Annotated in this window: 26 protein-coding genes; 16 read left to right on the top strand and 10 right to left on the bottom strand. The window is 65.2% G+C overall.

Annotated elements, in window-relative coordinates:
* Window positions 1-16 precede the first annotated feature (16 nt).
* The 4 genes from J2X62_RS03815 to purM all read left to right on the top strand — a co-directional run bounded on the left by J2X62_RS03815 (window position 17) and on the right by purM (window position 4,807).
* Complete coding sequence (locus J2X62_RS03815) at window positions 17-1,012, top strand: ABC transporter permease (protein WP_310179312.1); 996 nt, start codon at window positions 17-19, stop codon at window positions 1,010-1,012.
* A complete protein-coding gene (locus J2X62_RS03810; protein WP_032367489.1) occupies window positions 1,012-1,980 on the top strand; it encodes an ABC transporter permease in 969 nt (322 codons plus the stop codon). The genes J2X62_RS03815 and J2X62_RS03810 overlap by 1 nt, the downstream gene beginning before the upstream one ends.
* Window positions 1,977-3,614, top strand: a complete 1,638-nt coding sequence (locus J2X62_RS03805) for an ABC transporter ATP-binding protein (RefSeq protein WP_310177662.1) — start codon at window positions 1,977-1,979, stop codon at window positions 3,612-3,614. The genes J2X62_RS03810 and J2X62_RS03805 overlap by 4 nt, the downstream gene beginning before the upstream one ends.
* A 92-nt stretch (window positions 3,615-3,706) precedes the next feature.
* Complete coding sequence (gene purM, locus J2X62_RS03800; RefSeq protein WP_027495851.1) at window positions 3,707-4,807, top strand: phosphoribosylformylglycinamidine cyclo-ligase; 1,101 nt, start codon at window positions 3,707-3,709, stop codon at window positions 4,805-4,807.
* Window positions 4,808-4,881: 74 nt separating this feature from the next.
* On the opposite strand, the gene J2X62_RS03795 is transcribed toward purM, so the two are convergent.
* The 3 genes from J2X62_RS03795 to J2X62_RS03785 all read right to left on the bottom strand — a co-directional run bounded on the left by J2X62_RS03795 (window position 4,882) and on the right by J2X62_RS03785 (window position 7,084).
* Window positions 4,882-5,079, bottom strand: coding sequence for a DUF3073 domain-containing protein (locus J2X62_RS03795; protein ID WP_072692062.1), 198 nt, complete (start codon window positions 5,077-5,079; stop codon window positions 4,882-4,884).
* A gap of 248 nt (window positions 5,080-5,327) precedes the next feature.
* Window positions 5,328-5,966, bottom strand: a complete 639-nt coding sequence (locus J2X62_RS03790) for an MOSC domain-containing protein (protein ID WP_310177660.1) — start codon at window positions 5,964-5,966, stop codon at window positions 5,328-5,330.
* Window positions 5,963-7,084 carry a folate-binding protein YgfZ gene (locus J2X62_RS03785; protein ID WP_310177658.1) on the bottom strand — a complete coding sequence of 374 codons (1,122 nt, stop codon included), beginning with the start codon at window positions 7,082-7,084 and terminating at the stop codon, window positions 5,963-5,965. Before J2X62_RS03785 ends, J2X62_RS03790 begins: the two co-directional genes overlap by 4 nt.
* A gap of 45 nt (window positions 7,085-7,129) precedes the next feature.
* On the opposite strand from J2X62_RS03785, the gene J2X62_RS03780 reads away from it, so the two are divergent.
* From J2X62_RS03780 to J2X62_RS03760, 5 genes are all read left to right on the top strand, one after another.
* The gene (locus J2X62_RS03780; protein WP_222080787.1) at window positions 7,130-7,996 is read left to right on the top strand and encodes an aminodeoxychorismate lyase; all 867 of its coding nucleotides are present in this window, start codon (window positions 7,130-7,132) and stop codon (window positions 7,994-7,996) included.
* Between the two features lie 131 nt (window positions 7,997-8,127).
* The gene (locus J2X62_RS03775; protein ID WP_310177655.1) at window positions 8,128-9,612 is read left to right on the top strand and encodes a cytochrome ubiquinol oxidase subunit I; all 1,485 of its coding nucleotides are present in this window, start codon (window positions 8,128-8,130) and stop codon (window positions 9,610-9,612) included.
* Window positions 9,613-9,621: 9 nt separating this feature from the next.
* Entirely contained in the window at window positions 9,622-10,659 is a 1,038-nt protein-coding gene (gene cydB / locus J2X62_RS03770) for a cytochrome d ubiquinol oxidase subunit II (RefSeq protein ID WP_048320528.1), read from the top strand.
* Window positions 10,656-12,356, top strand: a complete 1,701-nt coding sequence (gene cydD, locus J2X62_RS03765) for a thiol reductant ABC exporter subunit CydD (protein WP_310177652.1) — start codon at window positions 10,656-10,658, stop codon at window positions 12,354-12,356. The genes cydB and cydD overlap by 4 nt, the downstream gene beginning before the upstream one ends.
* Window positions 12,349-13,950, top strand: coding sequence for an ATP-binding cassette domain-containing protein (locus tag J2X62_RS03760; RefSeq protein ID WP_310177650.1), 1,602 nt, complete (start codon window positions 12,349-12,351; stop codon window positions 13,948-13,950). The genes cydD and J2X62_RS03760 overlap by 8 nt, the downstream gene beginning before the upstream one ends.
* 193 nt (window positions 13,951-14,143) lie before the next feature.
* Here J2X62_RS03760 and J2X62_RS03755 read toward each other — a convergent pair whose 3' ends face one another.
* Window positions 14,144-14,809, bottom strand: coding sequence for an FABP family protein (locus J2X62_RS03755; RefSeq protein ID WP_027495859.1), 666 nt, complete (start codon window positions 14,807-14,809; stop codon window positions 14,144-14,146).
* Between the two features lie 376 nt (window positions 14,810-15,185).
* Between J2X62_RS03755 and J2X62_RS03750 the strand changes: the two genes are divergently transcribed.
* A complete protein-coding gene (locus J2X62_RS03750) occupies window positions 15,186-16,730 on the top strand; it encodes a cutinase family protein (protein WP_222057284.1) in 1,545 nt (514 codons plus the stop codon).
* A 67-nt stretch (window positions 16,731-16,797) separates the two neighbouring features.
* Here the strand turns inward: J2X62_RS03750 and J2X62_RS03745 are convergent, their stop codons facing one another.
* The 5 genes from J2X62_RS03745 to J2X62_RS03725 all read right to left on the bottom strand — a co-directional run bounded on the left by J2X62_RS03745 (window position 16,798) and on the right by J2X62_RS03725 (window position 19,904).
* Window positions 16,798-17,103 (bottom strand): DUF1416 domain-containing protein, encoded by a 306-nt coding sequence (locus tag J2X62_RS03745; RefSeq protein WP_008719402.1) that lies wholly within the window; start codon window positions 17,101-17,103, stop codon window positions 16,798-16,800.
* A gap of 1 nt (window position 17,104) precedes the next feature.
* Window positions 17,105-17,941: a sulfurtransferase gene (locus tag J2X62_RS03740; protein ID WP_094718465.1), complete on the bottom strand. Its 837-nt coding sequence runs from the start codon at window positions 17,939-17,941 to the stop codon at window positions 17,105-17,107.
* Window positions 17,942-17,983: 42 nt separating this feature from the next.
* Complete coding sequence (locus J2X62_RS03735) at window positions 17,984-18,460, bottom strand: DUF4395 domain-containing protein (protein ID WP_057473683.1); 477 nt, start codon at window positions 18,458-18,460, stop codon at window positions 17,984-17,986.
* A 254-nt stretch (window positions 18,461-18,714) separates the two neighbouring features.
* Window positions 18,715-19,128: a thioredoxin family protein gene (locus tag J2X62_RS03730; protein WP_032388884.1), complete on the bottom strand. Its 414-nt coding sequence runs from the start codon at window positions 19,126-19,128 to the stop codon at window positions 18,715-18,717.
* Window positions 19,125-19,904 (bottom strand): LmeA family phospholipid-binding protein, encoded by a 780-nt coding sequence (locus tag J2X62_RS03725; RefSeq protein ID WP_027495865.1) that lies wholly within the window; start codon window positions 19,902-19,904, stop codon window positions 19,125-19,127. The genes J2X62_RS03730 and J2X62_RS03725 overlap by 4 nt, the downstream gene beginning before the upstream one ends.
* A 130-nt stretch (window positions 19,905-20,034) precedes the next feature.
* Between J2X62_RS03725 and J2X62_RS03720 the strand changes: the two genes are divergently transcribed.
* The 6 genes from J2X62_RS03720 (at window position 20,035) to pstB (ending at window position 25,882) form a co-directional block, all read left to right on the top strand.
* Complete coding sequence (locus J2X62_RS03720) at window positions 20,035-20,793, top strand: response regulator transcription factor (RefSeq protein WP_027495866.1); 759 nt, start codon at window positions 20,035-20,037, stop codon at window positions 20,791-20,793.
* Window positions 20,794-21,732, top strand: coding sequence for a mycothiol synthase (gene mshD / locus J2X62_RS03715; protein ID WP_201009819.1), 939 nt, complete (start codon window positions 20,794-20,796; stop codon window positions 21,730-21,732). It begins immediately after the preceding gene.
* A 199-nt stretch (window positions 21,733-21,931) separates the two neighbouring features.
* A complete protein-coding gene (pstS, locus tag J2X62_RS03710) occupies window positions 21,932-23,032 on the top strand; it encodes a phosphate ABC transporter substrate-binding protein PstS (RefSeq protein WP_032367500.1) in 1,101 nt (366 codons plus the stop codon).
* Window positions 23,033-23,119: 87 nt separating this feature from the next.
* The gene (pstC, locus tag J2X62_RS03705) at window positions 23,120-24,157 is read left to right on the top strand and encodes a phosphate ABC transporter permease subunit PstC (protein WP_027495869.1); all 1,038 of its coding nucleotides are present in this window, start codon (window positions 23,120-23,122) and stop codon (window positions 24,155-24,157) included.
* 3 nt (window positions 24,158-24,160) lie between these two features.
* Entirely contained in the window at window positions 24,161-25,069 is a 909-nt protein-coding gene (gene pstA / locus J2X62_RS03700) for a phosphate ABC transporter permease PstA (RefSeq protein ID WP_027495870.1), read from the top strand.
* Between the two features lie 36 nt (window positions 25,070-25,105).
* Complete coding sequence (pstB, locus tag J2X62_RS03695) at window positions 25,106-25,882, top strand: phosphate ABC transporter ATP-binding protein PstB (RefSeq protein ID WP_027495871.1); 777 nt, start codon at window positions 25,106-25,108, stop codon at window positions 25,880-25,882.
* Window positions 25,883-26,010: 128 nt separating this feature from the next.
* Here the strand turns inward: pstB and phoU are convergent, their stop codons facing one another.
* Window positions 26,011-26,685 carry a phosphate signaling complex protein PhoU gene (gene phoU / locus J2X62_RS03690; RefSeq protein ID WP_027495872.1) on the bottom strand — a complete coding sequence of 225 codons (675 nt, stop codon included), beginning with the start codon at window positions 26,683-26,685 and terminating at the stop codon, window positions 26,011-26,013.
* Window positions 26,686-26,687 lie beyond the last annotated feature (2 nt).

Here is a 26,687-nt window from a genome sequence, read left to right as displayed (position 1 = left end):
CGCCCGCTATCTCGGGATCAGGTTTCTGTTGATCATCCCGACTGCCTGGATTCTCGTCACCGTCGTCTTCTTTCTCATGCGTGTGATCGGTGACCCGATCACCGCCGCCCTCGGCGGTCGACTACCCGCCGAACAGATCGCCCAGCGCAAGGCCGAGGCCGGATACGACCGGCCGATCCTGACGCAGTACTGGGAGTACCTGACCGGATTGTTGCGCGGCGACTTCGGCCGCTCCGCCACCGACAATCGCGCGATCAGTGACGTCCTGCTCGTCAACGGTGCTGCCACACTGGAATTGGCGTTCTGGGCGCTGCTCGTCGCGTTCGCGGTCGGCATCCCGCTCGGGTTCTACGCCGCCACCCATCGCGACCGGTTCGGTGACGCGTCGCTGCGAATCTTCGCGATCCTGGCGTACGCGGCCCCGGTATTCTTCGTCGGCATGCTGCTCAAGCTGCTGTTCGCCGTCAAGCTCGGCTGGCTGCCGGTCGCCGGGCGGGCCAGTACCAATGTGGAACTGGCACTGCAGAACGTCTCCCCGAAGACGAACATTCTGATCATCGACTCGTTCCTGTACGGCGACACCGGTTACACCGTCGACGTGCTCGAGCACGCGGTTCTGCCCGCTCTTGCGCTCGGCCTGCTGACGGCCGGTGTGTTCCTGCGATTGGTGCGAGTCAACCTGATTCAGACGTTGCAGGCGTCGTTCGTCGACGCCGCCCGCGCGCGCGGGTTGAGCGAGGGCACGGTGACGAGGCGACATGCGTTCCGCAACGCCATGATTCCCATCGTCACCGTCATCGGACTGCAGATCGCCGTCCTCCTCGGCGGTGCCGTACTCACCGAGACGACCTTCGAGTGGCAAGGACTGGGCTACGAACTCGCCCGTTATCTGCAGGCCCGCGATTTCGTTGCCGTGCAAGGCATCGTGACGTTCCTGGCCGTGGTGGTCGCCGTCGTCAGCTTCGTCACCGACGCGATCGTCGCCCTCATCGACCCGAGAGTGAGGTTCTGATGAGCACCGAAGTCGTGCTGTCCGACGTTCCTCCCACCCGTCCGCACCGCAGAGGGTTCCCCGGCGTCGCGTTCGTGAAGTCCACCTCGGGATTGCAGCGGGTCACGCTCATCGTCGGGTTGGCGCTGATGGTGGGGTTCGTGATCGCGGCGCTGTTCGCGCCGATTCTCGCGCCGTACGGTTTCTCGCAGACCAGTGACGCCGGTGCGGATTTCGCCCGCCAAGCCGCGCCGTCCGCGGATCACTGGTTCGGTACCTCGGTTCGCGGTGAGGACGTGTTCTCGCGGGTGATCTACGGTGCCAGAACCGCATTGATGGTCATCGCCTCGTCGCTGGTGCTGTCCCTGATCATCGGCGTTCCCCTCGGTCTGGCCTCGGGTTACATCGGCCGCTGGTTCGACCGGGTGCTCGTGCTGTTCATGGACGCGATGTACGCATTCCCGTCTCTGCTTCTCGCGGTGGTCATCTCGATCGTCGTGGCAGGCGGTCAGTCGTCGAGTTTCGGCGGTATCGCCTCCGCGGCCATCGCCATCACGGCGATCTTCGTGCCTCAGTACTTCCGGGTGGTCCGCAACGCGACGGTCGCCGTCAAGACCGAACCGTACGTCGACGCCGCGCGGGTGACCGGAGCCGGCACGCCGCGAATTCTGTTCCGGCACATACTCGCCAACGTGGTGCAGACACTGCCGGTCATCATCACGCTCAACGGAGCCGAGGCCATCCTCACCCTCGCCGGGCTCGGCTTCCTCGGGTTCGGGATCGAGCCCACCTCCGCCTCGGAGTGGGGATACGACATCAACAAGGCCCTACCGGACATCTCCAACGGCATCTGGTGGACGTCGGTGTTCCCGGGCCTGGGCATCGTGCTGGTGGTCCTCGGTCTGACCATGGTCGGTGAAAGTGCAAGCGAGACACTCAATCCGCTGCTGCGCACCCGCAAGAAGTTCAAGAAGGCGGTGAAGGTATGACATCGAGTGTCGTGACTCCACGCGAGTCCGCATTGTCGGTGCAGTCGTTGTCCGTTTCGTTCGTCACCGATGCCGGCGAAGTCGATGCCGTCACCGAGGTCTCGTTCGAGGTCTATCCCGGTGAAGTTCTCGCTGTGGTGGGGGAGTCGGGGTCGGGTAAGTCCGTCAGTGTCCGCTCCGCCATCGGGCTGCTGCCCGATACCGCGCGAGTCGACGGGCACGTGGTTCTCGGCGGGCAGGACGTCACCACGCTGAACTACAAGGCGTGGGCGAGGCTGCGGGGCAACAAGATCTCGATGGTGTTCCAGGAGCCGGGCAGTGCCCTCGATCCGCTGTTCACCATCGGGTATCAGATCGTCGAGGCGCTGCGCGCGCACACCCGCGCAGACGGTAAACGGATGGGCAGTAAGGATGCCAAGGCGCGGGCCATCGAGTTGTTGACGATGGTGGGGTTGCCGAACCCCGAGCAGCGCTTCTCGTACTACCCACACGAGCTCTCCGGTGGCCAGAAGCAACGCGTCATGATCGCGATCGCCATCTCTTGTGAGGCGAAAGTCATCATCGCCGACGAGCCGACCACCGCCCTCGACGTCACTGTGCAGGCCGAGATCCTCGAACTGCTCCGCGATCTCAAGGATCGGTTGGGCTGCGCCATCGTGCTGATCACCCACAGCATGGGCGTCGTGTCCGATCTGGCGGACCGCGTCGTCGTCATGCAGAACGGCCGCGTCGTCGAGGAAGCGCCGGTGGCACAGCTGTTCGACGCCCCCGAAGACGAGTACACCAAAAAGCTGCTGGCCGCGGTGCCGACCCTTGCTGCAGTGGAGTCGGACAAGACCGTCGACACGTCGGGCGAGCCGGTACTCGAGGTCTCGCAGCTGGTGGTGCAGTTCTCCGGTGGGGTCGGCTCCTCGGCATTCCGAGCGGTCGACGACGTCTCGCTGACCATCCACCGCGGCGAAACCCTCGGTCTGGTGGGCGAATCGGGCTCGGGTAAGTCGACGATCGGCAGGTGCGTTGCAGCGCTCCAGAAGCCGACCAGCGGCAGCGTGACGGTGATGGGACAGAACATTGCCGGGGTGAGCGAGCGCAAGCTCAAGCCCTTGCGCAAGCGATTCGGCTTCGTCTTCCAGGACCCGTCGGCGTCGCTGAATCCGCGGCTCACCGTCGGACAGTGCATCGCCGAGCCGATGATCGTGCACAAGTACGGCTCCAAGGATGCGATCGCGGCCAGGACCACCGAGCTGCTCGACGCCGTGCAACTACCGTCCGGCACCGACAAGCGTTACCCGCACGAGCTGTCCGGTGGGCAACGGCAACGCGTCAGCCTGGCGCGGGCACTGGTGCTGGGACCGGATCTGGTGGTCGCGGACGAGCCGACCAGTGCACTCGACGTCTCGGTCCAGGCGGCCGTGCTCGACCTGTTCGAGGCGCTGCAGCAGGAGTTCGGTTTCGCCTGCCTGTTCATCAGCCACGATCTGGCGGTGGTCGATCGCGTCGCACATCGAGTGGTGGTGCTGCGGGGCGGCCAGGTCGTCGAGCAGGGCACGCCGTGGAAGATTCTGCGCTCGCCGGAGGAGGAGTACACGAAGAAGCTGTTGGCCGCCATCCCGGGCAAGCGGCTGCACACGTGAATTCTTCCCGCCAGCGGGCACTCCGGTACCGTTAGGGCGCTATCTGCGCCGCTACGGGCGCTGACATGAACGAGTACACAGGCTGGAGCCGAATGACCGAGGAATCCCAACCCACGAGCGCAACTCACTCGGGCGGTGCCTCCTACGCGGCGGCCGGGGTCGATATCGCCGCAGGAGACCGAGCAGTTCAACTGTTCGCGCCACTCGCCAAGAAGGCCAGCAGGCCCGAGGTCATGGGCGGTCTCGGTGGTTTCGCCGGTCTGTTCGCGCTCAAGGGCGACTACCGCGAGCCGGTCCTGGCTGCCTCGACCGACGGAGTCGGCACCAAGGTCGCCGTCGCCCAGGCCCTCGGCAAGCACGACACCCTGGGCCTCGACCTCGTGGCCATGGTCGTCGACGATCTGGTCGTGTGCGGAGCCGAGCCGCTGTTCCTGCAGGACTACATCGCCGTCGGTCGTGTCGTACCCGAGCAGGTCGCGGAACTGGTCAAGGGCATCGCCGAAGGCTGCATCATCGCCGGCTGTGCGTTGCTCGGCGGCGAGACGGCCGAACACCCGGGGCTGATGGCCGACGGTGACTACGACCTTTCTGCCACCGGCATCGGCGTCGTGGAGGCGGACTCGATCCTCGGACCCGAGCGCGTGCGTCCCGGCGACGTCGTCATCGGCATGGGATCGTCCGGTCTGCATTCCAACGGCTACTCGCTCGCTCGCAAGGTGCTGCTCGAGATCAACCACATGGATCTCGGCGGACACGTCGAGGAGTTCGGCCGCACACTCGGCGAGGAACTGCTCGAGCCGACGAAGATCTACGCCAAGGACTGCCTCGCACTCGCGGCCGAGACCGACGTGCGCACGTTCTGCCACGTGACGGGCGGCGGACTCGCCAACAACCTCTCCCGCGTCATGCCCGAGGGTCTCGTGGCCGAACTCGATCGGACCACGTGGAGCCCGGCCCCGATCTTCTCCCTCATCGCGCAGCGCGGACGCGTCGAGCGGGCCGAGATGGAGCAGACGTTCAACATGGGTGTCGGCATGGTCGCGATCGTCGCCCCCGAGGACGTCGATCGCGCTCTGGCGGTACTGACCGCACGGCACATCGACTGCTGGACTCTCGGCACGGTCAAGAAGGCTGCAGGCAAGGACGTCGCCGACGAGCGCGCGCTGCTGCTGGGGAACCACCCGAGGTTCTGACCGGCCGGTCACACGACGAACAAGTGAGGGGGAGCCGCGGTGCGGCTCCCCCTCAGTCGTTCAGTGCACAGTTTCTAGCGTCGCCAGTCCTCGTACTCGTCTTCCTCGACTCGGGAATGCACATCCGAGTCAGAGTGGATGCCGCCACGATGGGAGTTGGACGAACCACCGGAGAGCTCTCTTTGCAGACTCTCCAAGTCCGTTGTCGGCGAGCTGTACTTGAGCTCACGAGCGACCTTTGTCTGCTTTGCCTTAGCCCTGCCTCGGCCCATGGCGGTGCCCCCTCGCGGACTTGCGGGGCGGCCTGGGGAAATTTGGCGGCCCCGTTAGAGTTGGTATTTCTTCCTGGCACACACTCTAGCGCGCGAATCGCCGCGATGCGCATACGGCACCACGTGTCGATGCCGGGCCCCGCGGCGCGACACGCCCGGGGCAGGGGTCCGCGCTGCCTGTACCTGCGCATATCCGTGCTCAGGCGAACTATCTTCGCGCTACGACACGAAAACAGTAGTGCTGCGCGTCATGGCCTCCGCGACGTTTTCAGCGCCGCCGCCGCGTCGCGGTACACCTTCGGTGCCAATCCGGGCTCGTCCAGAAGAGTCTGCATCGCCGCGGCGTCCCGCCCCTCGAAGAGCATCCGCACCGTCACCGCGTGCCGAGGAACCGATTCGACCGTCACCGAATCACCGGCGGCGAAGACCCCGGGCTCGAGCACTCGGAAGTAAGCGCCCACATCTCCCTGGGCCGTGAATCGGCGAACCCACCCCGGCTCGCCCATCCACCGCGCGAACGTGCCGCAGGGCTTGCGTGCGATGGTTGCCTCCAGTGTCACCGTGCCGATGCGCCACCGCGTCCCGATCACCGCGTCGGTCACCGGGACGCCGCTGGTCCGCAGATTCTCGCCGAACCGTCCTGGCTCGACGGGCGCACCCAGCTGATCGGCCCAGTACCGGGCTTCTGCTTCGTCGTAGGCGTACACGGCTTGATCGAGACCACCGTGGAATTTGGAGTCGGAACAGTGGTCTCCGCCGATGCCGAGCTCGTGCACATCCACCGGGCCGAGCACGGGCCGCTTGTCGATGCCGCTGTCGACGACGCCGCGCCGCCCGAACGGGACGTCGGCATGCACCACGCAGACCGCCGAGACGGTCCCGGTCACCGGCCGCGAAGGCGATCGACGGCCGCGCGGCCGGCCTGCACGTCGTCGTACGAGGGGATGGAGTCGGGGTCGATCGACGCCGCACACGGACCCGCCTCCAGGGCGGTGTCCACCGGAATCGTTCTCTTGACCAGCGCGAGGGCAACGGGCCCGAGCTCGAAGTGGTCGACAACGGTCCCCAGACGCCCCACCGCGCGGCCACCGGCGGTGACGGGGTCGCCGGTCACGGGCCGTCCGTCGGCGGAACCGTCGAGATGCAGGAGTACCAGGTGACGCGGCGGTCGACCGAGGTTGTGCACCCGCGAGACGGTCTCCTGCCCGCGATAGCAGCCCTTCTCCAGATGAACCGCGCCGAACTCGGCTGCACTGCCGATCCATCGGACCTCGTGCGGAATGGTCTTCTCGTCGGTGTCCACGCCCACCCGCGGTCGCACCGATTCCACCCGCAACGCCTCGTACGCCCACGTTCCGGCCGGGGCAGCACCGGCGTCGCGGAGGCGAAGGAACCAGTCGCCCAGGCCTGCTCGGGGGACGACGACGTCGTACGAGTTCGGACCCGGCCAGGGCATCCGTCGGACGAAGCCGCCGCCGTCCACTGCCGACGCGCCGTAGATCTCGCTGGGAACCGGGAGGCCTGCCTTGTCGAGGATCGACGCCGCGTCGGATCCGAGGACGGAGAGAACGACGAGTTCGTCGGCCTCTCTGGGTTCGGCCTTGGCCCAGAAGACCATCTTCTTCAGGAACGACAGCAGATCCGGTCCCTGTGCGTGTTCGGTGTCGATGTAGGTGATCCCGCCCAGATCGGTCTGAACGAAGTGATGCTCGATGCGGCCGTTGACGTCCAGGCTCAGGTTTTCGGCCGAGCTGCCGTCGGGCAGATCCGACACGAGTTGGCTCGAGATCGTGTTCAGCCAGCTCGAGCGCTCGTCGCCGCTGATGGCAAGCACGAATCGGTGGGATCGATCGATGACGGCGGCTGCGCTGACGGCACTGCGTTGTTCGCCGAACGGATTGCCGTAGTGCCAGGCGACGCCGGCATCGACGCTGTCGTCGGGAGAGGGCACTGCGCCGGGGAGAGTGAGAAGAGGACTCGGGGTGATCGTCACAGGATCGGACACCACTCCATAGTAGGAGCACCCGGCCACAGCCTTTAGGGTGGCGGCATGTCGGAGTCGGTAGTGGTGACGTTGGACGGCCGAGTGCACGACGCGGATCGGCCGTTGCTGTTCGCCGACGATCTGGCTGCCGTGCGTGGTGACGGCGCGTTCGAGACGCTGCTGGTGCGTCACGGCTCGGCCTGCGGCGTCGAGCTGCACCTGGCGCGTCTGGCCGTGTCGGCGGCGGCCCTGGATCTTCCCGTCCCCGATCCGGATGCCTGGCGCGCGGTGATCGAGCAGTCGGTCGGCCTGTGGACGGAGAAGTCCACGGACGAGGGCGTTCTGCGGTTGGTGCTGAGTCGTGGTCGTGAGGGCGGCGGCGATCCGACGGCGTTCGTGACGCTGGGGCCACTGCCGGGTCGAGTGCGCAACGCCCGGGAGAACGGGGTGTCGGTGATGACGCTCGATCGGGGCTACTCGGTCGATTTCTCCGCCGGTGCGCCGTGGCAGCTGGCAGGCGCGAAGACGTTGTCGTACGCGACCAACATGGCCGCGCTGCGCCACGCTGCCCGCCAGGGCGTGGACGACGTGATCTACCTCAGCAGCGAGGGCAGAGTGCTCGAGGGACCCCGTTCGACGGTGGTGGTGGCCCTCGGTAAGACTCTCGTCACACCGTCGGTCGAGCAGGGCATCCTGGCGGGCACCACAGTTGCCGCCCTGTTCTCGGTGGCCGAGGCGGCCGGCTGGACGTGCGAGCACGGACATCTGTATCCAGCGGATCTCATTGCAGCGGACGGTGTTTGGCTCGTTTCGAGCGTCACGCTGGCGGCGCGGGTGACATCGATGAACGGCGTCGTTCTGGGGCGGCCCAGCCGCGCGGACGAGGTGCCCGAGATGGTCGATCTCGCAGTGGAGACCGTCCGGATGCTCTGAGGGCCCAATGGCCCTGTCGAAAGACTCTTCCCTACTACTACTCGTAGTAGTACATTCGAATCAGTCGCGGGCCAATGCCCTGACCTGCGGTGTTGCCCGTCACAGCTCGGGTGGAAGAGTTCGGAGTATCGATGGACGCGTTGGATGTCTCGCGGTGGCAGTTCGGTATCACCACCGTTTATCACTTCATTCTCGTACCCCTCACCATCGGCCTCGCGCCGATGGTGGCGGCCATGCAGACCATGTGGGTGATCACCGGCAAGGATTCCTGGTATCGACTGACCAAGTTCTTCGGCAAGCTGTTCCTCATCAACTTCGCACTAGGCGTCGCAACGGGAATCGTGCAGGAGTTCCAGTTCGGGATGAACTGGAGCGAATACTCACGATTCGTCGGTGACGTGTTCGGTGCGCCCCTCGCACTCGAAGGGCTGGTCGCGTTCTTCCTCGAGTCCACGTTCCTCGGTCTGTGGATCTTCGGATGGAGCAGACTACCCAAACTCGTTCACCTGGCGACCATTTGGCTCGTCGCCATCGGCGTCAACGCCTCGGCCTTCTTCATCATCGCGGCCAACTCCTGGATGCAGCATCCCGTCGGCGCGATCTACAACGAAGAAACCGGCCGCGCCGAGCTGACCGACATCTGGGCGCTGCTCACCAACAACACTGCGCTGGCAGCATTTCCACACGCGGTCGCAGGCGCATTCCTCACCGCCGCCACATTCGTCGCAGGCATCTCCGGATGGTGGATGGTCCGCGAGGCTCGCAAGAAAAAGGCCGAGAACGAGATAGCTGCGGTCCCAGCCACCGACTCGCGCCAGATGTTCCGATCGGCAGCGCGCATGTCGTTCATCGTCATGATCGTTGCGGGTGGGGCGCTCGCCATCACCGGAGACATTCAGGGCAAGCTCATGTTCGAGCAGCAGCCGATGAAGATGGCCTCCGCAGAATCGTTGTGCAACACCGAAACCGGAGCCAGCTTCTCGCTCCTGACCGTGGGTACCCACAACAACTGCGAATCCGTGGTGCACCTCATCGCGATCCCCGGCCTCACCTCGTTCCTGGCGGAGAACGACTTCGGTGCCACCGTGCAGGGCGTCAACCAACTACAGGATCAGTACGAGCAGCAGTTCGGACCGGGCAACTACAAGCCCAACCTGTTCGTCACCTACTGGGCGTTCCGGATGATGATCGGTCTGGCCGCAGGCTCCGCCCTGCTCGCTGTCGCGGGACTGTGGGTCACCCGAGGTGGCCGGATTCCCGACCAGAAGTGGTTCTCGTGGCTGTCGCTGCTGGCCATTCCGACGCCGTTCCTGGCCAACAGTGCCGGCTGGATCTTCACCGAAATGGGGCGTCAGCCATGGGTTGTCGCGCCCAACCTCTCGGGAGTCGATCAGATCCGGCTCACCGTCGACCAGGGCGTCTCCGACCATCCCGTCGGCCTCGTCGTCGCCTCGCTTGTGACGTTCACACTGCTGTACGCCGCTCTCGGAGGTGTCTGGTTCTACCTGCTTCGGCGCTACGTCATCGAAGGACCTCTCGACCACGACGCGCACCCGCACGTCGACCCACCGGAATCGGAAGACGATGAGCCCAAGCAGCTCTCGTTCGCGTACTAGGGGATAGCAATGTCACTGCCCGAATTCTGGTTTCTCATCATCGCTTTCTTCTTCGTCGGCTACTTCGTGCTCGAAGGCTTCGACTTCGGCGTCGGCATGCTCATGCCCATTCTGGGTAGGCACCCCGACCCCGTGACGGGAGAGAAGCGTCGTCGCGCAGTTCTCAACACCATCGGCCCGGTCTGGGACGGCAACGAAGTCTGGCTCATCACGGCAGGCGGTGCCCTGTTCGCGGCGTTTCCCGAGTGGTACGCCACGTTGTTCTCGGGCTTCTACCTGCCGTTGCTGTTGATCCTGGTGGCGCTCATCCTGCGCATCTGCGCCATCGAATGGCGCGGCAAGATCGACGACCCGGTGTGGCGTCGACGCTGCGACATCGGCATCGGCATCGGCTCGTGGGTTCCGGCTGTGCTGTGGGGCGTCGCGTTCGCCAACATCGTCCGCGGAGTCGCGATCGACGAGAACAAGAAGGTCACCGCAGGGTTCTTCGACCTCCTCAACCCGTACGCACTGCTCGGCGGAGTAACGATGGCCGTGGTGTTCGCACTGCACGGTGCCGTGTTCATCGCGCTCAAGACCTCCGGCGACGTCCACGAGGACTCGGTGAAAATGGCAGCGTGGCTGTCGGTTCCGGCAGTGCTCGTCGGTGGTGCCTTCGCGCTGTGGACCCAACTCGCATACGGGAAAACCTGGACGTGGGTACTCTTCGCGGTGGCAGCAGTGGCCCTGTTGCTCGTCGTCGCGCTGACGGCGAAAGTGCGCGAGGGCTGGGCCTTCGTCTTCACCTGCATTGCCATCGTCGCCGTCGTCGTGCTGCTGTTCGCGTCCCTGTTCCCCAACGTGATGCCGTCCAGCACCGACGCCGCCTTCGATCTCACCATCGCCAACGCGTCGTCCAGCCCGTACACGTTGACGGTGATGACGTGGGCTGCGGCCTTCGCCGCACCCGTCGTCCTCGGCTACCAGGCGTGGACGTACTGGGTTTTCCGGCAACGTATTTCGAGCGCCCAGATCCCCGACTCGATCGGGCTGTCGGTGAAGTCGTGACCGCACCCACCACTTCGCGGACACGGCCGAAGGGCCCGGTCGATCCGCGACTGTGGAAGTACTCGCGCTCCGCCCGTGGGTACGTGCTCGTGACGGTCGCGCTGTCGACCGTGGTCACCCTGTGCATCATCGTGAGTGCACTGGCGATCGGACGCGTGCTGGCCGGCGTCATCACCGACCCGTCGGCCAGATCGTTGTCCGCATGGACGACGGAACTGGTCGTCCTGGCCGGTGCAACAGTGGTTCGGGTGCTCGCGACCGGAGCCCAGTCTCGTTACGCACACCGGTCGGCGTCGCGGGTCGTCGCCGAGCTGGAGATCGAAGTACTCACGACGGCAACGCGTTTCGAGCCTCGCGAGCTCGACGCCGAGCGCGAGGAACTGGCCGTCGTCGTGACCCGCGCCATCGGCGGACTACGGGCGTACCTGACCGGCTATCTGCCGGCGCTGGTGCTGGCCGTCATCGTCACCCCGTTGGTCCTGATCGTCATCCTCACACAGGATCTGACATCGGCCGCCATCATCGCCGTGACCCTGCCGCTCATCCCCGTCTTCATGATCCTGATCGGCTTGCTGACCAAGGGCCGGGCGGCCGCCACGCTCACCACGATGACCAGGTTGTCTGCACAACTGCTCGATCTGTTGGCAGGCCTGCCGACTCTGCGCGCGCTCGGGCGCGAGCACGGGCCGGCCGCTCGCGTTCGTGCATTGGGCGACGCCCATCGTCGAACGACCATGCGCGCACTGAAGATTGCGTTCCTGTCGTCGATGGTGCTCGAGTTGCTCGCGACGCTGTGTGTAGCGCTGGTTGCCGTCGGCATCGGGCTGCGTCTGGTGTTCGGCGAGATGACACTCGAAGCCGGCATCATCGCGCTCGTCCTCGCGCCCGAGGTGTATTTTCCACTGCGTGCCGTCGGCACCCAGTTTCATGCGGCCGAGGACGGCGTCGAGGCAGCCGATCGTGCATTCCGGGTGTTGGACCGGCGAACGGCGCGGCCGACCGGTGGCCGCACCGTCGACGCGACAGCGGTCGACATCGAGCTGGACGGGCTCGGCGTTGCAAGTCGGGACGGAGCGGCACCAGCGGAGCTGAGTGCGTTGTGCCGGGCAGGCACCGTCACGGTCCTGACCGGACCGAACGGCGCAGGCAAAACGACTGCGCTGCACGCGATCCTGGGCCTGACTCCGCCGTCGACCGGCGCGGTGAGTGTTGGGGGAGTGCCGATCGCCGAACTCGATCTCGAACAGTGGTGGGCGCAGGTGGCCTGGCTCCCGCAGCGGCCGGTGTTGGTGCCGGGCACGCTCTACGACAACGTGACCCTGCACGGAATCCCCGACTCGGCTGCACTGGAACTCGCTTGCCGCGCAGCCGGATTCGACGCGGTGCTTCGAGAACACCCTGAGGGCTGGGACACCCGCGTCGGGCAGGGTGGGGTGGGGCTGTCGCTCGGCGAGCTACAGCGCCTCGCACTGACGCGTACCTTCGTGTCCGATGCTCCGGTGATGCTGTTGGACGAGCCGACGGCACACCTGGATGCGCTGAGTGAAGGGACTGTGCTGCAGGCGGTTCGAGATGCCGCCGACCGCGGCGTCACCGTGGTGATGGTCGGTCATCGGCGTTCGGTGCTGCATGCCGCCGACCGCATCGTCGAGGTGCGTAGCGACTCGACCACGAAGCGGGAGTTCGAGCATGTCTGATCTGCGACGAGCACTGGCGCTGTTCGAGCTGTCTCCGCGCAGAGTCGTACTGGCCGTGTTGGCCGGAGTGGCGACATTGGGCAGTGCACTCGCCCTGGCGGCGCTGTCGGCGTGGTTGATCACCCGGGCGTGGCAGATGCCACCGGTGCTGGACCTCTCGGTTGCCGTCGTAGCCGTTCGGGCACTGGGTATCTCGCGCGGGGTGTTTCGGTATCTCGAACGCTTGACCACCCATGATATGGCGCTGCGCGGAACGACGGCGGCCCGCACGAGAATCTACGAGAGATTGGCGAACGGGAACGGCGCGGTCGCACTGCGACGGGGTGACGTTCTGGCGCGCACCGGTGCGGACGTGGACGTTCTCGGTGACGTCGTCATCCGGGCCGTCGTTCCCATCTGTGTGAGCGTGCTGATGATGCTCGCGGCCGTGGGCCTGCTCGCGGGAATCGCACCTGCCGCCGCATCGATTCTGGCGGTGGCATTGCTGATCGCCGGCGTGGGTGCACCGATACTCGCGGCCCGGTCGGCGAGGATCGCCGAGGAAGCCGGTGCCGAAGCCGACGTGCGCTTCGCCGAGACAGCCGTCCGCGCACTCGACCATGCGGCGGAACTGCGAGTCGCCCGTCGTCTGGACGCGACACTCGCCGAAGCCGAGGGCGCAGCACACGACTCGGTGAAAGCGCGAGATCGCGCGGCGCGTCCGTCGGCGCTCGCGGATGCCGCGCAGCCCTTGGCGATCGGAGCGTCGGTGATCGGGTCGTTGCTGATCGGCATCGGGCTGTACGGCCCGGACGGAGGCACGGCGGGCGGCATGACGCCGATGGCGCTCGCGATCATCGTGTTGGTTCCGCTGGCTGCGTTCGAGGCGACCGCAGCTCTGCCCGCAGCGGCAATTGCACTGATGCGCGGCCGAATCGCGGCCACCCGAATCATGACCATGCTCGACGCGGCTCCGACCCATGTGAGTGGAAACTCGACCCCTGCTACGAACTTTCGCGCACATGCGCGGAGCGCAATCATCGGGCCCAGCGGATCGGGAAAGACGACGATGCTGCGCGCACTCGCCGTCGAATTCGGCTCGGATGCAGCGCTGTTCGCCGAAGACGCGCACCTGTTCGATACCTCGATTCTGGAGAACCTGCGAGTGGTGCGGGGCGACGTGGACGAAGACCAGGCAACGCAGGCATTGCGACGAGTGGGTCTCGGACCGTGGCTCGACGCGTTGCCCCAGGGCGTTCACACGACACTGATCGGTGGGGCGCAGGCGGTCTCGGGTGGCGAGCGTCGTCGACTCCTTCTCGCACGCGCACTGCTGAGCACCGCGCCCGTCGTGCTGTTGGACGAGCCGACCGAACATCTCGACAGAATCTCCGGCGAACGGATTCTGCGCGAGCTGCTCACCACCGACGACGGGCTGTTCGGTGCCGAGCGAACGGTGGTCGTCGTCACTCACCAATTGCCCGAGAACACCGACGCCGACCAGGTGATCGACCTCGGAGACCGGACTGCGAAAAAACCCTTTGCCGACTCCCGATCGCGGGCGTACGTTGGGAGTACACGAGAGAGGAGGTGGTCTGAAGTTGATGAACTCTAGGACGCGTGAGGTGGCTGTCAGCTAGCCGCAATCGCTGACGGATTCACTGCGAAGACCGCGCGAGCGGCAGGCGAATCCCAGGCAGCTACCCGGCCCCCGAGCCCCCGACCTGTCCGGTCGGGACCTGACATCAGGTATGGCTCGGGGGCCGTTCGCATGCGAGCGGCCCCCGAGATCCGAAAAAGATTCTGCGTCAGCCGATGTAGCGGGTGAGGCGGGCCGACAGACGCGGTGCGAGCGGGCCGTCGGCGACGACACGTTCCTCGACGTACGCCAGATCCCCGCCCTCGACGATTCCGTACAGGCGGCGAGCTCCGCCCACCAGTGCGCCCGAGGTGCTGCGGATGACGACGTCGGTGGCAAGTTCCCAGGACGACTGGGTCAGGGCGTGACCGTAATACAGTTCGACGACGCCGGTGCTGTGCGTCAGCAGCAGCTCGACGACTTCTTCGTCCTTGGACCCTTTGACTCCGTCGCCGCCGCTGATGCGCCAGAACCCGGTCTCCCGAAGGTCGGGGTGCGCGTAATTGCCGTCGGAATCGAGTCTCCAGGAGCGCGATTCCCAGCTGAGGTAGCTGCCGCCGTCATGGGAGACGACGATCTGCTGACCGAAGGGATAGTCGGTGTCCGTCTCCGGATCGTGCCCCTCGCCCTGACCGCGCCACACGCCGACGAGTGGCAGCAGCGCCAGCATCGACGGGTGCAGATCGGGGCCGAGCCGCAGGTTTGCGGTGTCGTCCGGATGGGGGATGTCGGGCAGCACCGGGATGTTGCGCGCCGACGCCTCGGCGAACTTCTGCTCGGCAGCCGAAATGGCTTGGTCACCGCTGGTGATAGGGGTGCCCAGTCCGTCGTCGATGCTGTCGGGGTTGCCCGCGCCCGGTTCCGTCACGACTCGTCGTTGACCAGTCGATAGACGACATAGAGCGAGAACGCGATGATGGCTACTGCCGCAAGCGCCAGCAATACCTCGAAGAAGATGACCACGGAACCGAGTTTAACCCGCGGCGAGACCGGTCGATGACAACGGTCCGTTTCTGCGCTGTGGCATTGGTGACACACCACCATTTTTGCGGCCCTCAGTGCCCTGGATCACTCGTAGTGATGGCGAAACCGACGCGAGCAGGTACCTTCTTCCCGGGGGCGTCGGGCTCTCGACTTCGACAGCGCCGACGAATTCACTATCTGTGTCGAAAAGGCTGTTGTCTTGTAAGGCTGGGGAGGTCTCTGCAGAAATGCTGCGTCGTAAGCGTGTACTGACATCGTCGTTCGGTTCCGTATTGGTTCGGTCGGCGGTTGTCACAGTGGCGTTGGCCCTTGCAGCTCCCGCTGCTGCGCTGGCCGCGCCCGACTCGGGATCGTCCGATTCGGGTTCGGCAGAGTCGGGTTCGGCCGACTTCGGTTCGTCTCAGGGCCCGAATATCGATCCGAACAACTACGCGCAGGACTGCCCGGACGTACTGCTGTTGGCGGTGTCCGGAGCCACCGACTCGGACTCCGATCGCAATCCGCTCAACGAAGAAGCGCAGACGATCGCGTCGAACTGGGTCGGCAACGTCACCGTTCCGGTCGGTGAGGCGAACGCGGACAGCCCCGGCACCGTCGGCTGGCTCTACGTCCCGTATTCCTCCACCTACGGCTTCGACGTACTCGACAACGTGCCGACCTACCAGGAGTCGATCGCCGACGGCATCGCGTCGACCAATCGGTTGATGGACGAGTACAAGACCAAGTGCGGTGAGAAGACCAAGTTCGCGCTGCTCGGGTACAGCGTCGGCGGCGAAATTCTCGATCGCGTGACGATGGAACTCGGCCACCGTGATCCCAATGCTCTCGTCACGTCCGACGACGTCGTCGGTGTCGTCATGGTGGGGTCGCCCTACCGCCCGGCCGGCGTGCCTAATTTCGGTGACGAGGTGGGCCAGTCCCTCGGCGGCTTCATGGATCAGTCGCCGCGGGACTACGGGTCGATGACGGACAAGGTCACCTGGTCGTGTCGTCCCTACGATCTCGCCTGCGACTCGCCGGACAAGATCGAACTGCTGCAGCTGGCGCTCGGTGTACTCGGTCAAATGCGGTTGACGCTGCTCAACCCGGTGCAGACCGTCTCCGACTTCGGTCGGACGGTTGCCTCCATTGCCACCCGCGCGATCATCGATATCGCCACGAACAAGTCGTGGCTCGAGTCGGACGAGACGCTCCTGCAGGTTCTCGTCAAAGTCTCCGACCGGCAGTATCAGGTGGACGACGCAAAGGCTGCAGCAGCGCTGTCGCCCGATCAACTACTTGCCGATCTCAACTGGGCCCTCGGTCCGGGTGCCGAAACGGTGAAGGCGAAGTTGCGCGCCGAGGGCGAGGGCCTGGTGGAGAACAACAAGGGCATCGTCGACGTCGTGCTCGGCCCCTACTTGGCGATCGGCTTTCTGCAGCACCTGTCCTACTGGTACAACGACCCCAACGACGGGGTCGAGTGGGAAAGCGAAAAGATGGTCGCGTGGGTGACCGATCTCGCCCGAACCGAACGCGAGAAGAAGAACGCGCCTCCCGCGGTCGACCCGGCCACCCCCGAGACCCAGGCACCCCAGACCCAGGCACCCGAGACCCAGGTGCCCGAGACGCCCGGGCCCGCCCCGGAATCCCGGGTGCTGCCGGAGCCGGGGACGCAGACTCGCGTCAGCGACCTCGGTGCCTTCCTCGAATCCCAGGGCATCCCGGTACCTCCCGGCATGTTCCCGCCGCAGTACTCCACGGTCCCCGAGCCGGCGCGAGCGGTCGGCTAGAGCAACGAAAAGAACCCCGCACCTGGTTGCCAGGTGCGGGGTTCTTCTATGTGATCGGTTCGGTGACTCAGACTCCGACGGTGACGTCGGCCGAGTGCACGCCCGCGCCCTCGGGCGTGATGACGGTGTCGCCGTTGCCCGATGCGGACAACGCCCGCAGCGTCCACTGTCCGGGGGCAGCGAAGAAGCGGAAATCGCCGGTTCCCGACGCGACGACCTCGGCGGTGAATTCGCCGGTGCCGTCGAGGAGACGGACGAATGCGCCCGCTACCGGCTCACCGTCGCCGGCGAGGACACGGCCGGTGATGACCGTTTCCTTCTCGACGTCGACGCCTGCGGGGATGGTCTGACCCTGCACGGGTGCTCCACACATATCAGTGAACCTCCAATTCGATGGGTGCTCCGACGAGGGAGCCGTATTCGACCCAGCTGCCGTCGTAGTTCTTGACGTCTTCCTTGCCGAGGAGCTCCTTGAGCACGAACCAGGTGTGGCTCGAGCGCTCACCGATGCGGCAGTAGGCGATGGTGGCCTTGCTGTCGTCGTAGCCCTTGGTCTTGTACAGCTCTTCGAGTGCCTCGTCGGACTTGAACGTGCCGTCCTCGTTGGCGGTGGTGCTCCACGGGATGTTGATCGCGGACGGGACGTGGCCACGCTGCTGAGCCTGCTCCTGCGGGAGGTGTGCCGGCGCGAGGATCTTGCCGGAGAACTCGTCGGGGGAGCGCACGTCGATCAGGTTCTTGTTGCCGATGGCGTCGATGACCTCGTCGCGGAACGCGCGGATCGACAGATCCGGGGCCTCGGCGCGGTAGTGGGTGTTCTCCCGGCTGACGACGTCCTTCGACAGCGGGCGGCCGTCGAGTTCCCACTTCTTGCGGCCGCCGTCGATCAGCTTGACGTCCTTGTGGCCGTACAGCTTGAAGTACCAGTAGGCGTAGGCGGCGAACCAGTTGTTGTTTCCGCCGTAGAGCACGACGGTGTCGTCGTTGCTGATGCCCTTGGCCGAGAGCAAGCCGGAGAACTGCTCCTGATCGAGGAAGTCGCGGCGAACCGGGTCCTGCAGGTCCTTGCGCCAGTCGAGCTTGACCGCACCTTCGATGTGTCCGCCGTCGTAGGCGCTGGCGTCTTCGTCGACCTCGACGAAGACGATCTTCGGTGCGTTCAGGTTCTGCTCGGCCCAGTCGGCAGAGACCAGGACGTCGGAGCGAGCCATGGTGTTCCTTTCGGTCTTTCTTGTCGGATCAGGGGGTAGTTGTCACGCTGCGGTGCGCGAGTTGCCGCGCAATCGAGCTGCGAGGGGGTAGATCATGCAGCCCAGGCACACTGCGAACGCTGCGTTGAGAAACGCCGCGAAGAGCGCGAAGCCTGTCGCTACGGTGCCGACGACGGGAGCGCCGAGAGCGAATCCGAGGACTCCGACGGCGGCGAACACGAAGCCCACCAGTTGGGCGAACTTCAACGGGGCCACCGGCTCACGTTCTGTGGTCGGTGAGCGCCGCGGCGCGACGAATGTCGCGTAGATCGTGCCGTACGGACTGTGCTTGGGTCCGCGGACGGCTCCGATTCCGAACACGATCGCCTGGAGCCCCAGCAGGATTGCCGCTGCGGGAACCGAGACCGTGCTCGCGAGGAGGACGACGACCAGAACTACGGTGGTGATCCACGCGGCGAAGCGCGGACCACGGACGTCGACCTGGTCGATCGTGGTGGTGTGGGTGTCGGATGTCGACATCGAGAGGTACTCCTGTGCGAGGCCGGGGCACGGCTTGTCGCCGGTGCTCGGATGTGGATTTCGATCATCGGGCCGGCGTCACGCATGGGCGTGGCGGCAGACGGAAATCAGCAGCAGCGACAGCAACAACCGCCCAGTCGGCACAGATCAACCGTGCGTCGACTGGTGAGCATGAGCTCGCGGCGGGAGAACACGAAGTGCATCCTACCCGTTACCAGGGGCGCGTCGTACCGCCCACCTGAGTAGCTCTTGCCCTACAGCGCGTCGAGAGCCTCGCGCAGAGCTGCGGCCGATGGCACTCCGGCAATTCTCGAACGCCGACGCAGTTCTCCGTCGAGGACGAAGGTCGTCGGCAGCGAGAGCACTCCGAGTTCACGGGCGAGAACAGGATGAGCATCGATGTCGAGTTCGACTTCGCGTGCGTCGGTGCGGTCGGCGAGAACCTGATGCACCACACGACGCACGGCAGCGCACGGACCACACCAGTCCGCGGAGAAGTGCAAAATCGTCGGAGTTCCCGAAGTCACGCCCGCATCGACGAGCAGCGGGAGAAGGTCGTCGGAATCGGTGGACGCGATGGTGCGTACGGCACCGGAACGACGACGCAGAATCAGTCCGACAGCAACGGCGAGAACCGCCACGACAACCAGAACTGTGATCCCTGTCACGGCTTTTCGATCTCGTTGAGGTCGATGTTCACGTTCTCTCCCGACCCTTCGACGACGATCTGCGAACCCTCCGCGTATACGTCCGTCGGCAGCAGTCCGAACGGCAGGCTCTGGCGTTCGATGGTCTTGGTGAACAGACCGAGAACGGTGGGCTTGGCGAAATCGGGAATCGTGAAGTCGGCCTGCCCCTCCGGTCCGAAGTAGAAGTCCGATGCCACGATGGCGACACTGTCACCTTCGAGCAGAAGGTCGGCCTGCACGCTGACGGTGGTCTGCAGCGGTCCCACCGGAACCGTTCCCGTCAGTACGACGCCACCGGCGGTGGTCTTGCCCGACCCGCCGGAGCCGCCCGTGCCGTCGGACTTGTCGGCCGGAGGTGCGGAAACCTGCAGGTCGACGATGCCGAGGAACCGTCCGAGATCGGTTGCCTCGATGCGGACGCGGCCGTCGAGCTCGTCCACCGGGATGTCCCGGACGTTGTTGTCGATCAGGTCGGACAGGGCGATGTGGACGCCGCGCAGGTTGGCTTCGATGGTCGTCGAGCCGACGTATTCGGTCGGGACGTCCTGGGCTCGGATCTCGATGTTCTGATAGCGGCCGTCGGCGGCCTGGGTGAGGAATGGAAAACCGTGCACGATCACCTGGGGGTCCGAGGTGAGTTCGCCGCCGTCGCGGATGGCGCGCGAGACGCGATATTCGGAGTAGGCCGCGGCCCCGAAATCGACGACGAGCGCGAGGGCCAACAGGCTGACGAGTCCGATGAGAAGTGTGCGCACCGGTCCATTGTGACCGAAGCATCGCGTACTGCCCGCTTCGACCGGTTGTACGGACAAGCTAGTCTGTGTCCTTGACGATCACTCGATTCCAGCGTCGGCTGGACCGGCCAGCGGTAAGAACGGAGACGCAGTGGAGCTCCTGTTACTGACCTCCGATCCCAATCCGGAGGGCGTACTCCCGTCTCTTGCGTTGCTGGCTCACCACATCCGGCCGGTACCGACCGAGGTGTCTTCTCTCCTCGAAGCAGGTTCTGCCGACATCGCGCTGGTGGATGCACGTACCGATCTGGCTGCTGCTCGCGGTCTGTGTCGGCTGCTCGGTAGTACCGGCTCGGCCATCCCCGTGGTCGCGGTCCTGACCGAAGGCGGCCTGGTCGCAGTCAATTCCGACTGGGGGCTCGACGACATCCTGCTGCCCGGCACAGGTCCCGCGGAACTGGACGCTCGGCTACGTCTGTTGGTCGGCCGGAGCGGCGGGGTTGCGAGTCCCGAGACGTCGGGCAAGATCACGCTCGGTGAGTTGGTCATCGACGAGGGCACGTACACCGCGCGGTTGCGCGGTCGCCCACTCGATCTGACCTACAAGGAATTCGAGTTGCTGAAGTACCTGGCTCAACATGCGGGCCGCGTCTTCACCCGCGCCCAGTTGCTGCAGGAAGTATGGGGCTACGACTTCTTCGGTGGCACTCGCACCGTCGACGTCCATGTTCGACGCCTCCGCGCCAAGCTCGGCACCGAGTACGAGTCGCTGATCGGAACGGTGCGGAACGTGGGCTACAAGGCCGTGCGTCCGTCGCGTAACTCCAAGGGCGGTACGGCTCCGGACGCCATGGCCGGCGATTCCGACGATGCGGATTTCGAGTTCGAGCAAGAGAGTACGCTCTCGTAGATGAATTCGGATACTGCGTTCGACGTCCACCCCCTCGACGGCGACGCACCGTCCTCGCGCGTCAGCGACGAGATTCACCGGATCCTTTCGCGTGCAACCGAAGTCGACGGTACTGCGCCGCTCTCGGAGCAGGCCGTCAAGGCCGTCGACGCGGGTGAGGGCGTCGTTCGATTCGTTGCCACCGACGGAGATCGCGTCGTCGGGTACGTCGGCGCCGCCGACGGTATGGCCGAGGCAGTGGTCGATCCGGAGTATCGCGGTCGCGGCATAGGTCGGCGATTGGTCAGCAGCGCACTCGATCTCGGCTCCGACACGCGGATCTGGGCGCACGGAAATCTGCCCGCAGCACAGTCGGTCGCGCGGGCGCTCGGGCTGACGGTGGCCCGGGAACTGCTGCAGATGCGACGGGCCGCGGCGGAGCCCGAACTGCCCGATGTGGTTGTACCACAAGGTATTTCGCTGCGAACCTATCGCGGGCACCAGGACGATGCCGAATTGTTGAGGGTGAACAACGCGGCGTTCTCCTGGCATCCCGAGCAGGGCGGCTGGACCGACCGCGACATCGCGTCGCGGCGAGACGAGCCGTGGTTCGATCCCGCGGGTCTTTTCCTGGCCTTCGAGGAAGGCAGCGACCACCTGCTCGGATTCCATTGGACGAAAGTTCACGCGGCCGAGGATCGGGTCGTTCCGCAGGCTCCACTCCCTGGGGGCAACGACCCGGCCATCGGTGAGGTGTACGTGGTCGGTATCGATCCGCAGTCGCAGGGTCGCGGTCTCGGACGGGTACTGACCTTGGCCGGGCTGCATTATCTGCGCGGTCGCGAACTGGACCAGATCATGCTGTACGTCGAGGCCGACAACACCGCGGCGGTGCACACGTACACCAAGCTCGGGTTCGCGAATTACCACGTCGACGCCGCGTACGCGCGGACCGCGTAATCGGACATTTCCAGCACGGTGTTCATCTTCCGTTCACCCACGCGGGGGTAAACGTCTACCACCTGCCTTTACCTTTCTCTCTGGGCGGCAACCTACGCTGCCTGGTGCGAGGGTTCTTCTGAGCCGGCACCTTCACAGTCGCAGCGCGAACCTCGAGTTCGCGCCGCGATCACGGCCCAAGATTCCTCGGAGGAAACAGGTGAACCTCAAGCGCAACGGTGCTCTCATGAGTGCAGTGGCAGTCAGTGCCATGTTGCTGGCCGCATGCGGTAGCGACGCGAACGTCGCCACCACGGACGGTGCATCGCAGTCCTCGGCTTCGTGCGAAGGCAAGTCCCCGTTGACCGGTGAAGGCTCGTCCGCACAGCAGAACGCCATGTCCAACTTCACCTCGATCTACTCCGGCGTCTGCGCAGGCAAGGCCGTCGAGTACACCACCAGTGGTTCGGGTAACGGCCGCACGCAGTTCGTCGCGGGCCTCGTCGACTTCGCCGGCTCCGACTCGTCCATCAAGGACGACCAGGCCGCACAGGCCGCCGTGCGCTGCGCCAACAACCCGGCGTGGAACCTGCCGTTGGTCTTCGGCCCGGTCGCAGTGGCCTACAACGTCGACGGTGTCGACAACCTGGTGCTGAACCCCGACGTCATCGCGCAGATCTTCACCGGCAAGATCACCACCTGGAACGACCCGGCCATCGCTGCACTCAACGAGGGCGCAACGCTCCCGTCGACCGCGATCACCCCGGTCTACCGCTCCGACTCGTCGGGCACCAGCGACAACTTCCAGCGCTTCCTCGCGGCATCCGCTCCCGAGGCATGGACGCTGAACCACAGCTCCGATTGGGCCGGCGGCGTCGGCGAAGGTGCCAACGGATCCTCGGGCGTCGCCCAGGCCGTCGCCGCCACCCCCGGTGCCATCACCTACGTCGAGAAGGGCTTCGCCGACCAGGAGTCGCTGGGCAAGGCCGCCGTCGACTTCGGTAACGGACCGGTCGAGCTGAGCAGCGAGACCGCAGGCAAGGCAATCGACGCCGCGAAGTTCAAGGGCGAGGGCAACGACCTCGTCATCGACATCGACGGCCTCTACGCCAGCGACGCAGCGGACACCTACCCGCTGGTCCTCGCGACCTACGAGATCGTCTGCTCGAAGGGCTACGACGCCGACACCACGGCAGCAGTCAAGTCCTTCCTGCTCAGTGCAGCCAACGAGGGCCAGCAGGGCCTCGAAGAGGCCGGTTACGTGCCGCTGCCCGACGCATTCAAGGAACGCCTGGTCACCGCCATCGAAGCGATCGCCTGATCCTCGATAAACCCGGTTTCGCCTTCGGCTCGCGGTGACGCGGGCCGAAGGCGGACCACCCTGCATCGACACGAGACAGTGAGCGGTATGAGCGACACCCACTCGATCACCGGCATCCCCTCAGCGGCTACCGTGCCTACCACAGGTGCCGCCCACGAACCGGAAGAACCACAATTGTCAGACTCGAAAACATCGGGGACGGTCACCCGTCCCGGTGACAGGATCTTCTCCGGCCTGGCCAAGGGCTCGGGCATCTTCATCATCGCCCTGATCGCTGCGGTCGGCATCTTCCTGCTCTGGCGAGCGATTCCCTCACTGTCCAACAACACGGTCAACTTCCTGACCTACAACGGCGCGTGGGACACCTCGAACACCTCGGCAATGGTGTTCGGTGTACTCGACCTGTTTCTGGTCACCGTCACCGTGTCGTTGTTCGCTCTGATCCTGGCGATGCCCGTCGCGCTCGGTATCGCGATCTACCTGACGAACTACGCACCCAAGCGTGTTGCCGGACCGCTCGGCTACGTCATCGACCTCCTCGCCGCCGTCCCGTCGATCGTCTTCGGCCTCTGGGGCCTGTACGTCCTGGCCCCGGCGATCAGCCCGTTCGCCGAATGGCTGAACTCGTCGCTGAGCTGGTTCCCGCTGTTCAGCACTGGCTCGGTATCGATCGCAGGCGGCGGCACCATCTTCACCGGCGGCATCGTGCTCGCCGTGATGATCCTGCCGATCATTGCCGCCGTGACCCGAGAGGTGTTCGTTCAGACGCCCAAGGGCCAGGTCGAGGCGGCCCTTGCGCTCGGAGCCACTCGCTGGGAAGTTGTTCGCACCACGGTCATTCCGTTCGGCAAGTCCGGCTTCGTCAGCGGTTCGATGCTCGGTCTCGGACGCGCACTCGGTGAGACCATCGCGCTCTACATCATCATTCGCAGCACCCAGGCGACCTTCGGCGGAACGTTGTTCGACGGCGGTTCCACATTCGCGACCAAGATCGCGCTGGCAGCAGGCGAGTTCAACAACCCGCTGCAGGCCGGTGCCTACATCGCCGCCGGTCTGGTGCTGTTCGTCCTGACCTTCGTCGTCAACGCCGGTGCCCGCGCCGCCATCGCCGGAAAGAAGGACTGACCCATGACCGCAACCATGGACAAGCCCGTCAAGGAGCCCACGTTCCAGGGCGTCAGCGCCCGGCGCAAGGCGTCGAACCTCGCGGCGACGATTCTCGTCAGCCTGTCGGTGCTCGTCGCCCTCGTACCACTGATCTGGGTGCTCTACACGGTGATCTCACGTGGACTGTCCGCTGTGGTCGCACCGGCCTGGTGGCAGAACTCGCAGGCCGGAATCACCCAGTTCATCGCCGGCGGTGGTGCGTACCACGCGATCGTGGGAACCCTCCTGCAAGGACTGTTCTGCGCCGTCATCTCCATCCCGATCGGCATCTTCGTCGCCATCTACCTCGTCGAGTACGGCGCAGGGACCAAACTGGCCAAGGTCACGACGTTCATGGTCGACATCCTCACCGGTGTTCCGTCGATCGTCGCGGCCCTGTTCATCTACGCGCTGTGGATCGCCACCTTCGGGTTCCAGCGCTCCGGTGTCGCCGTTGCCTTCGCCCTCGTGCTGCTGATGATTCCGGTCATCGTGCGGTCGGCCGAGGAGATGCTGCGCATCGTTCCGCAGGATCTGCGCGAGGCGTCCTACGCACTGGGCGTGCCGAAGTGGAAGACCATCGCCAAGATCGTCATCCCCACCGCGCTTTCCGGCATCGTCACCGGCATCATGCTGGCGCTGGCCCGAGTCATGGGTGAGACGGCTCCGGTGCTGATCCTGGTCGGCTCGGCCACCGCTATCAACTTCAATATTTTCGAGGGGCCGCAGACGTCACTGCCGCTCATGATGGTCGACCTGCAGAAAGCAGGAACCGGCGTGCTCACCGCGGAGCGCATGTGGGGAGCAGCCCTGACGCTGATCCTGATCGTCGCAATACTCAACATCGGCGCGAAGTTGGTCTCGAAGTTCTTCTCGCCCAAGAACTTCTGACCCACCCGACTCCAGAGAATCCTAAGGAATCAGAACATGGCAAAGCGTCTCGATCTCAAGGACGTCAACATCTACTACGGCAAGTTCCATGCCGTCTCCGACGTCACTCTGGCAGTCCCGCCGCGCAGCGTCACCGCGTTCATCGGACCGTCCGGCTGCGGTAAGTCGACCGTCCTGCGTTCGCTCAACCGTATGCACGAGGTCACGCCCGGCGCTCGCGTCGAAGGTTCGGTGCTGCTCGACGGCGAGGACATCTACGGCAGTGGCGTCGACCCCGTCGGTGTGCGACGCACCATCGGCATGGTCTTCCAGCGACCCAACCCGTTCCCGACCATGTCCATCAAGGACAACGTCGTCGCCGGGCTGAAGCTGCAGGGTGGCCGCGGCAAGAAGGAACTCGACGAGATCGCCGAGCGCTCGCTCAAGGGTGCCAACCTGTGGACCGAGGTCAAGGATCGCCTCGACAAGCCAGGCGGCGGACTCTCCGGTGGTCAGCAGCAGCGTCTGTGCATCGCCCGCGCCATCGCCGTCTCTCCCGACGTGTTGCTGATGGACGAGCCGTGCTCGGCCCTGGACCCCATCTCGACACTGGCGATCGAGGACCTGATTCAGGAACTCAAGCAGGACTTCACGATCGTCATCGTCACGCACAACATGCAGCAGGCCGCGCGCGTGAGCGATCAGACCGGCTTCTTCAACCTCGAGGCAACGGGCAAGCCCGGCAAGCTGATCGAGATCGACGACACCGAGAAGATCTTCTCCAATCCGACGCAGAAGGCCACCGAGGACTACATCTCCGGTCGCTTCGGATAACCGCACACCGCACAGAGAACCCCCGCCGAGCGAAAGCTCGACGGGGGTTCTTCTTTGTGCGCCTGCCCTGGGTTCGAGATCGAGTAGCGTTGTCGCGCAGCGCTACTCGACCTCGAGCGAAGTGGGTGCTACGAGCTGGGAATGTTCTGCTGGTGGAGGTCGGCGGGAAGCTGGCCGGTGACGAGGAAGATGACTCGGCGGCCGACCTCGACGGCGTGATCGGCGAAGCGTTCGTAGAAGCGGCCCAGCAGGGTCACGTCCACTGCGGCGGCGACGCCGTGGCTCCACTCACGGTCCATCAGCACCGTGAAGAGGTGACGGTGCAGGTCGTCCATCGCCTCGTCCTCTTCCTGCAGCTTCGCAGCACGCTCGGGATCGCGGGTCTCGAGCACCTCGCGGGCCGAGGCACCGATCTGCACGGCGAGGCGTCCCATCTCGGCGAAGTATCCGTTGACGACCTCGGGGAGGGCGTGGTTCGGGTGCCTGCGACGGGTGATCTTGGCGACGTGGAGTGCGAGTGCGCCCATCCGGTCGATATCGGCGACGATCTGGATGCCGGCCACCACCGAACGGAGATCGCCCGCGACCGGAGCCTGCAGCGCAAGAAGTGTGAATGCCTTCTCCTCGCAGATCGCGCTGAGCTCGGTGATCTTGTCGTGCTCGGAAATGACCTGCTCGGCGAGAACCAGGTCTGCTTGGAGGAGAGACTGCGTGGCCTTTTCCATGGCCGCACCAGCCAGGCTCGCCATTTCTCCGAGGAGATCGGCGAGCTCGTTCATCTGTTCGTTGTAGGCGACGCGCATGA

The organism is Rhodococcus sp. 3258 (assembly GCF_031456475.1).
Lineage (GTDB): Bacteria > Actinomycetota > Actinomycetes > Mycobacteriales > Mycobacteriaceae > Rhodococcoides > Rhodococcoides fascians.
The sequence above is the reverse complement of the archived record's forward strand: the minus strand, read 5'-3'. Positions and strand labels throughout refer to the sequence as shown.

Excerpts from the sequence above, each read along its gene's own strand:
- J2X62_RS03810 (WP_032367489.1), top strand. The coding sequence starts at position 1,012 with ATGAGCACCGAAGTCGTGCTGTCCGACGTTCCTCCCACCCGTCCGCAC.
- J2X62_RS03805 (WP_310177662.1), top strand. The coding sequence starts at position 1,977 with ATGACATCGAGTGTCGTGACTCCACGCGAGTCCGCATTGTCGGTGCAG.
- purM (WP_027495851.1), top strand. The coding sequence starts at position 3,707 with ATGACCGAGGAATCCCAACCCACGAGCGCAACTCACTCGGGCGGTGCC.
- J2X62_RS03795 (WP_072692062.1), bottom strand. The coding sequence starts at position 5,079 with ATGGGCCGAGGCAGGGCTAAGGCAAAGCAGACAAAGGTCGCTCGTGAG.
- J2X62_RS03780 (WP_222080787.1), top strand. The coding sequence starts at position 7,130 with ATGTCGGAGTCGGTAGTGGTGACGTTGGACGGCCGAGTGCACGACGCG.
- J2X62_RS03775 (WP_310177655.1), top strand. The coding sequence starts at position 8,128 with ATGGACGCGTTGGATGTCTCGCGGTGGCAGTTCGGTATCACCACCGTT.
- cydB (WP_048320528.1), top strand. The coding sequence starts at position 9,622 with ATGTCACTGCCCGAATTCTGGTTTCTCATCATCGCTTTCTTCTTCGTC.
- J2X62_RS03760 (WP_310177650.1), top strand. The coding sequence starts at position 12,349 with ATGTCTGATCTGCGACGAGCACTGGCGCTGTTCGAGCTGTCTCCGCGC.
- J2X62_RS03750 (WP_222057284.1), top strand. The coding sequence starts at position 15,186 with ATGCTGCGTCGTAAGCGTGTACTGACATCGTCGTTCGGTTCCGTATTG.
- J2X62_RS03745 (WP_008719402.1), bottom strand. The coding sequence starts at position 17,103 with ATGTGTGGAGCACCCGTGCAGGGTCAGACCATCCCCGCAGGCGTCGAC.
- J2X62_RS03740 (WP_094718465.1), bottom strand. The coding sequence starts at position 17,941 with ATGGCTCGCTCCGACGTCCTGGTCTCTGCCGACTGGGCCGAGCAGAAC.
- J2X62_RS03735 (WP_057473683.1), bottom strand. The coding sequence starts at position 18,460 with ATGTCGACATCCGACACCCACACCACCACGATCGACCAGGTCGACGTC.
- mshD (WP_201009819.1), top strand. The coding sequence starts at position 20,794 with ATGAATTCGGATACTGCGTTCGACGTCCACCCCCTCGACGGCGACGCA.
- pstC (WP_027495869.1), top strand. The coding sequence starts at position 23,120 with ATGAGCGACACCCACTCGATCACCGGCATCCCCTCAGCGGCTACCGTG.
- pstA (WP_027495870.1), top strand. The coding sequence starts at position 24,161 with ATGACCGCAACCATGGACAAGCCCGTCAAGGAGCCCACGTTCCAGGGC.
- pstB (WP_027495871.1), top strand. The coding sequence starts at position 25,106 with ATGGCAAAGCGTCTCGATCTCAAGGACGTCAACATCTACTACGGCAAG.
- phoU (WP_027495872.1), bottom strand. The coding sequence starts at position 26,685 with ATGCGCGTCGCCTACAACGAACAGATGAACGAGCTCGCCGATCTCCTC.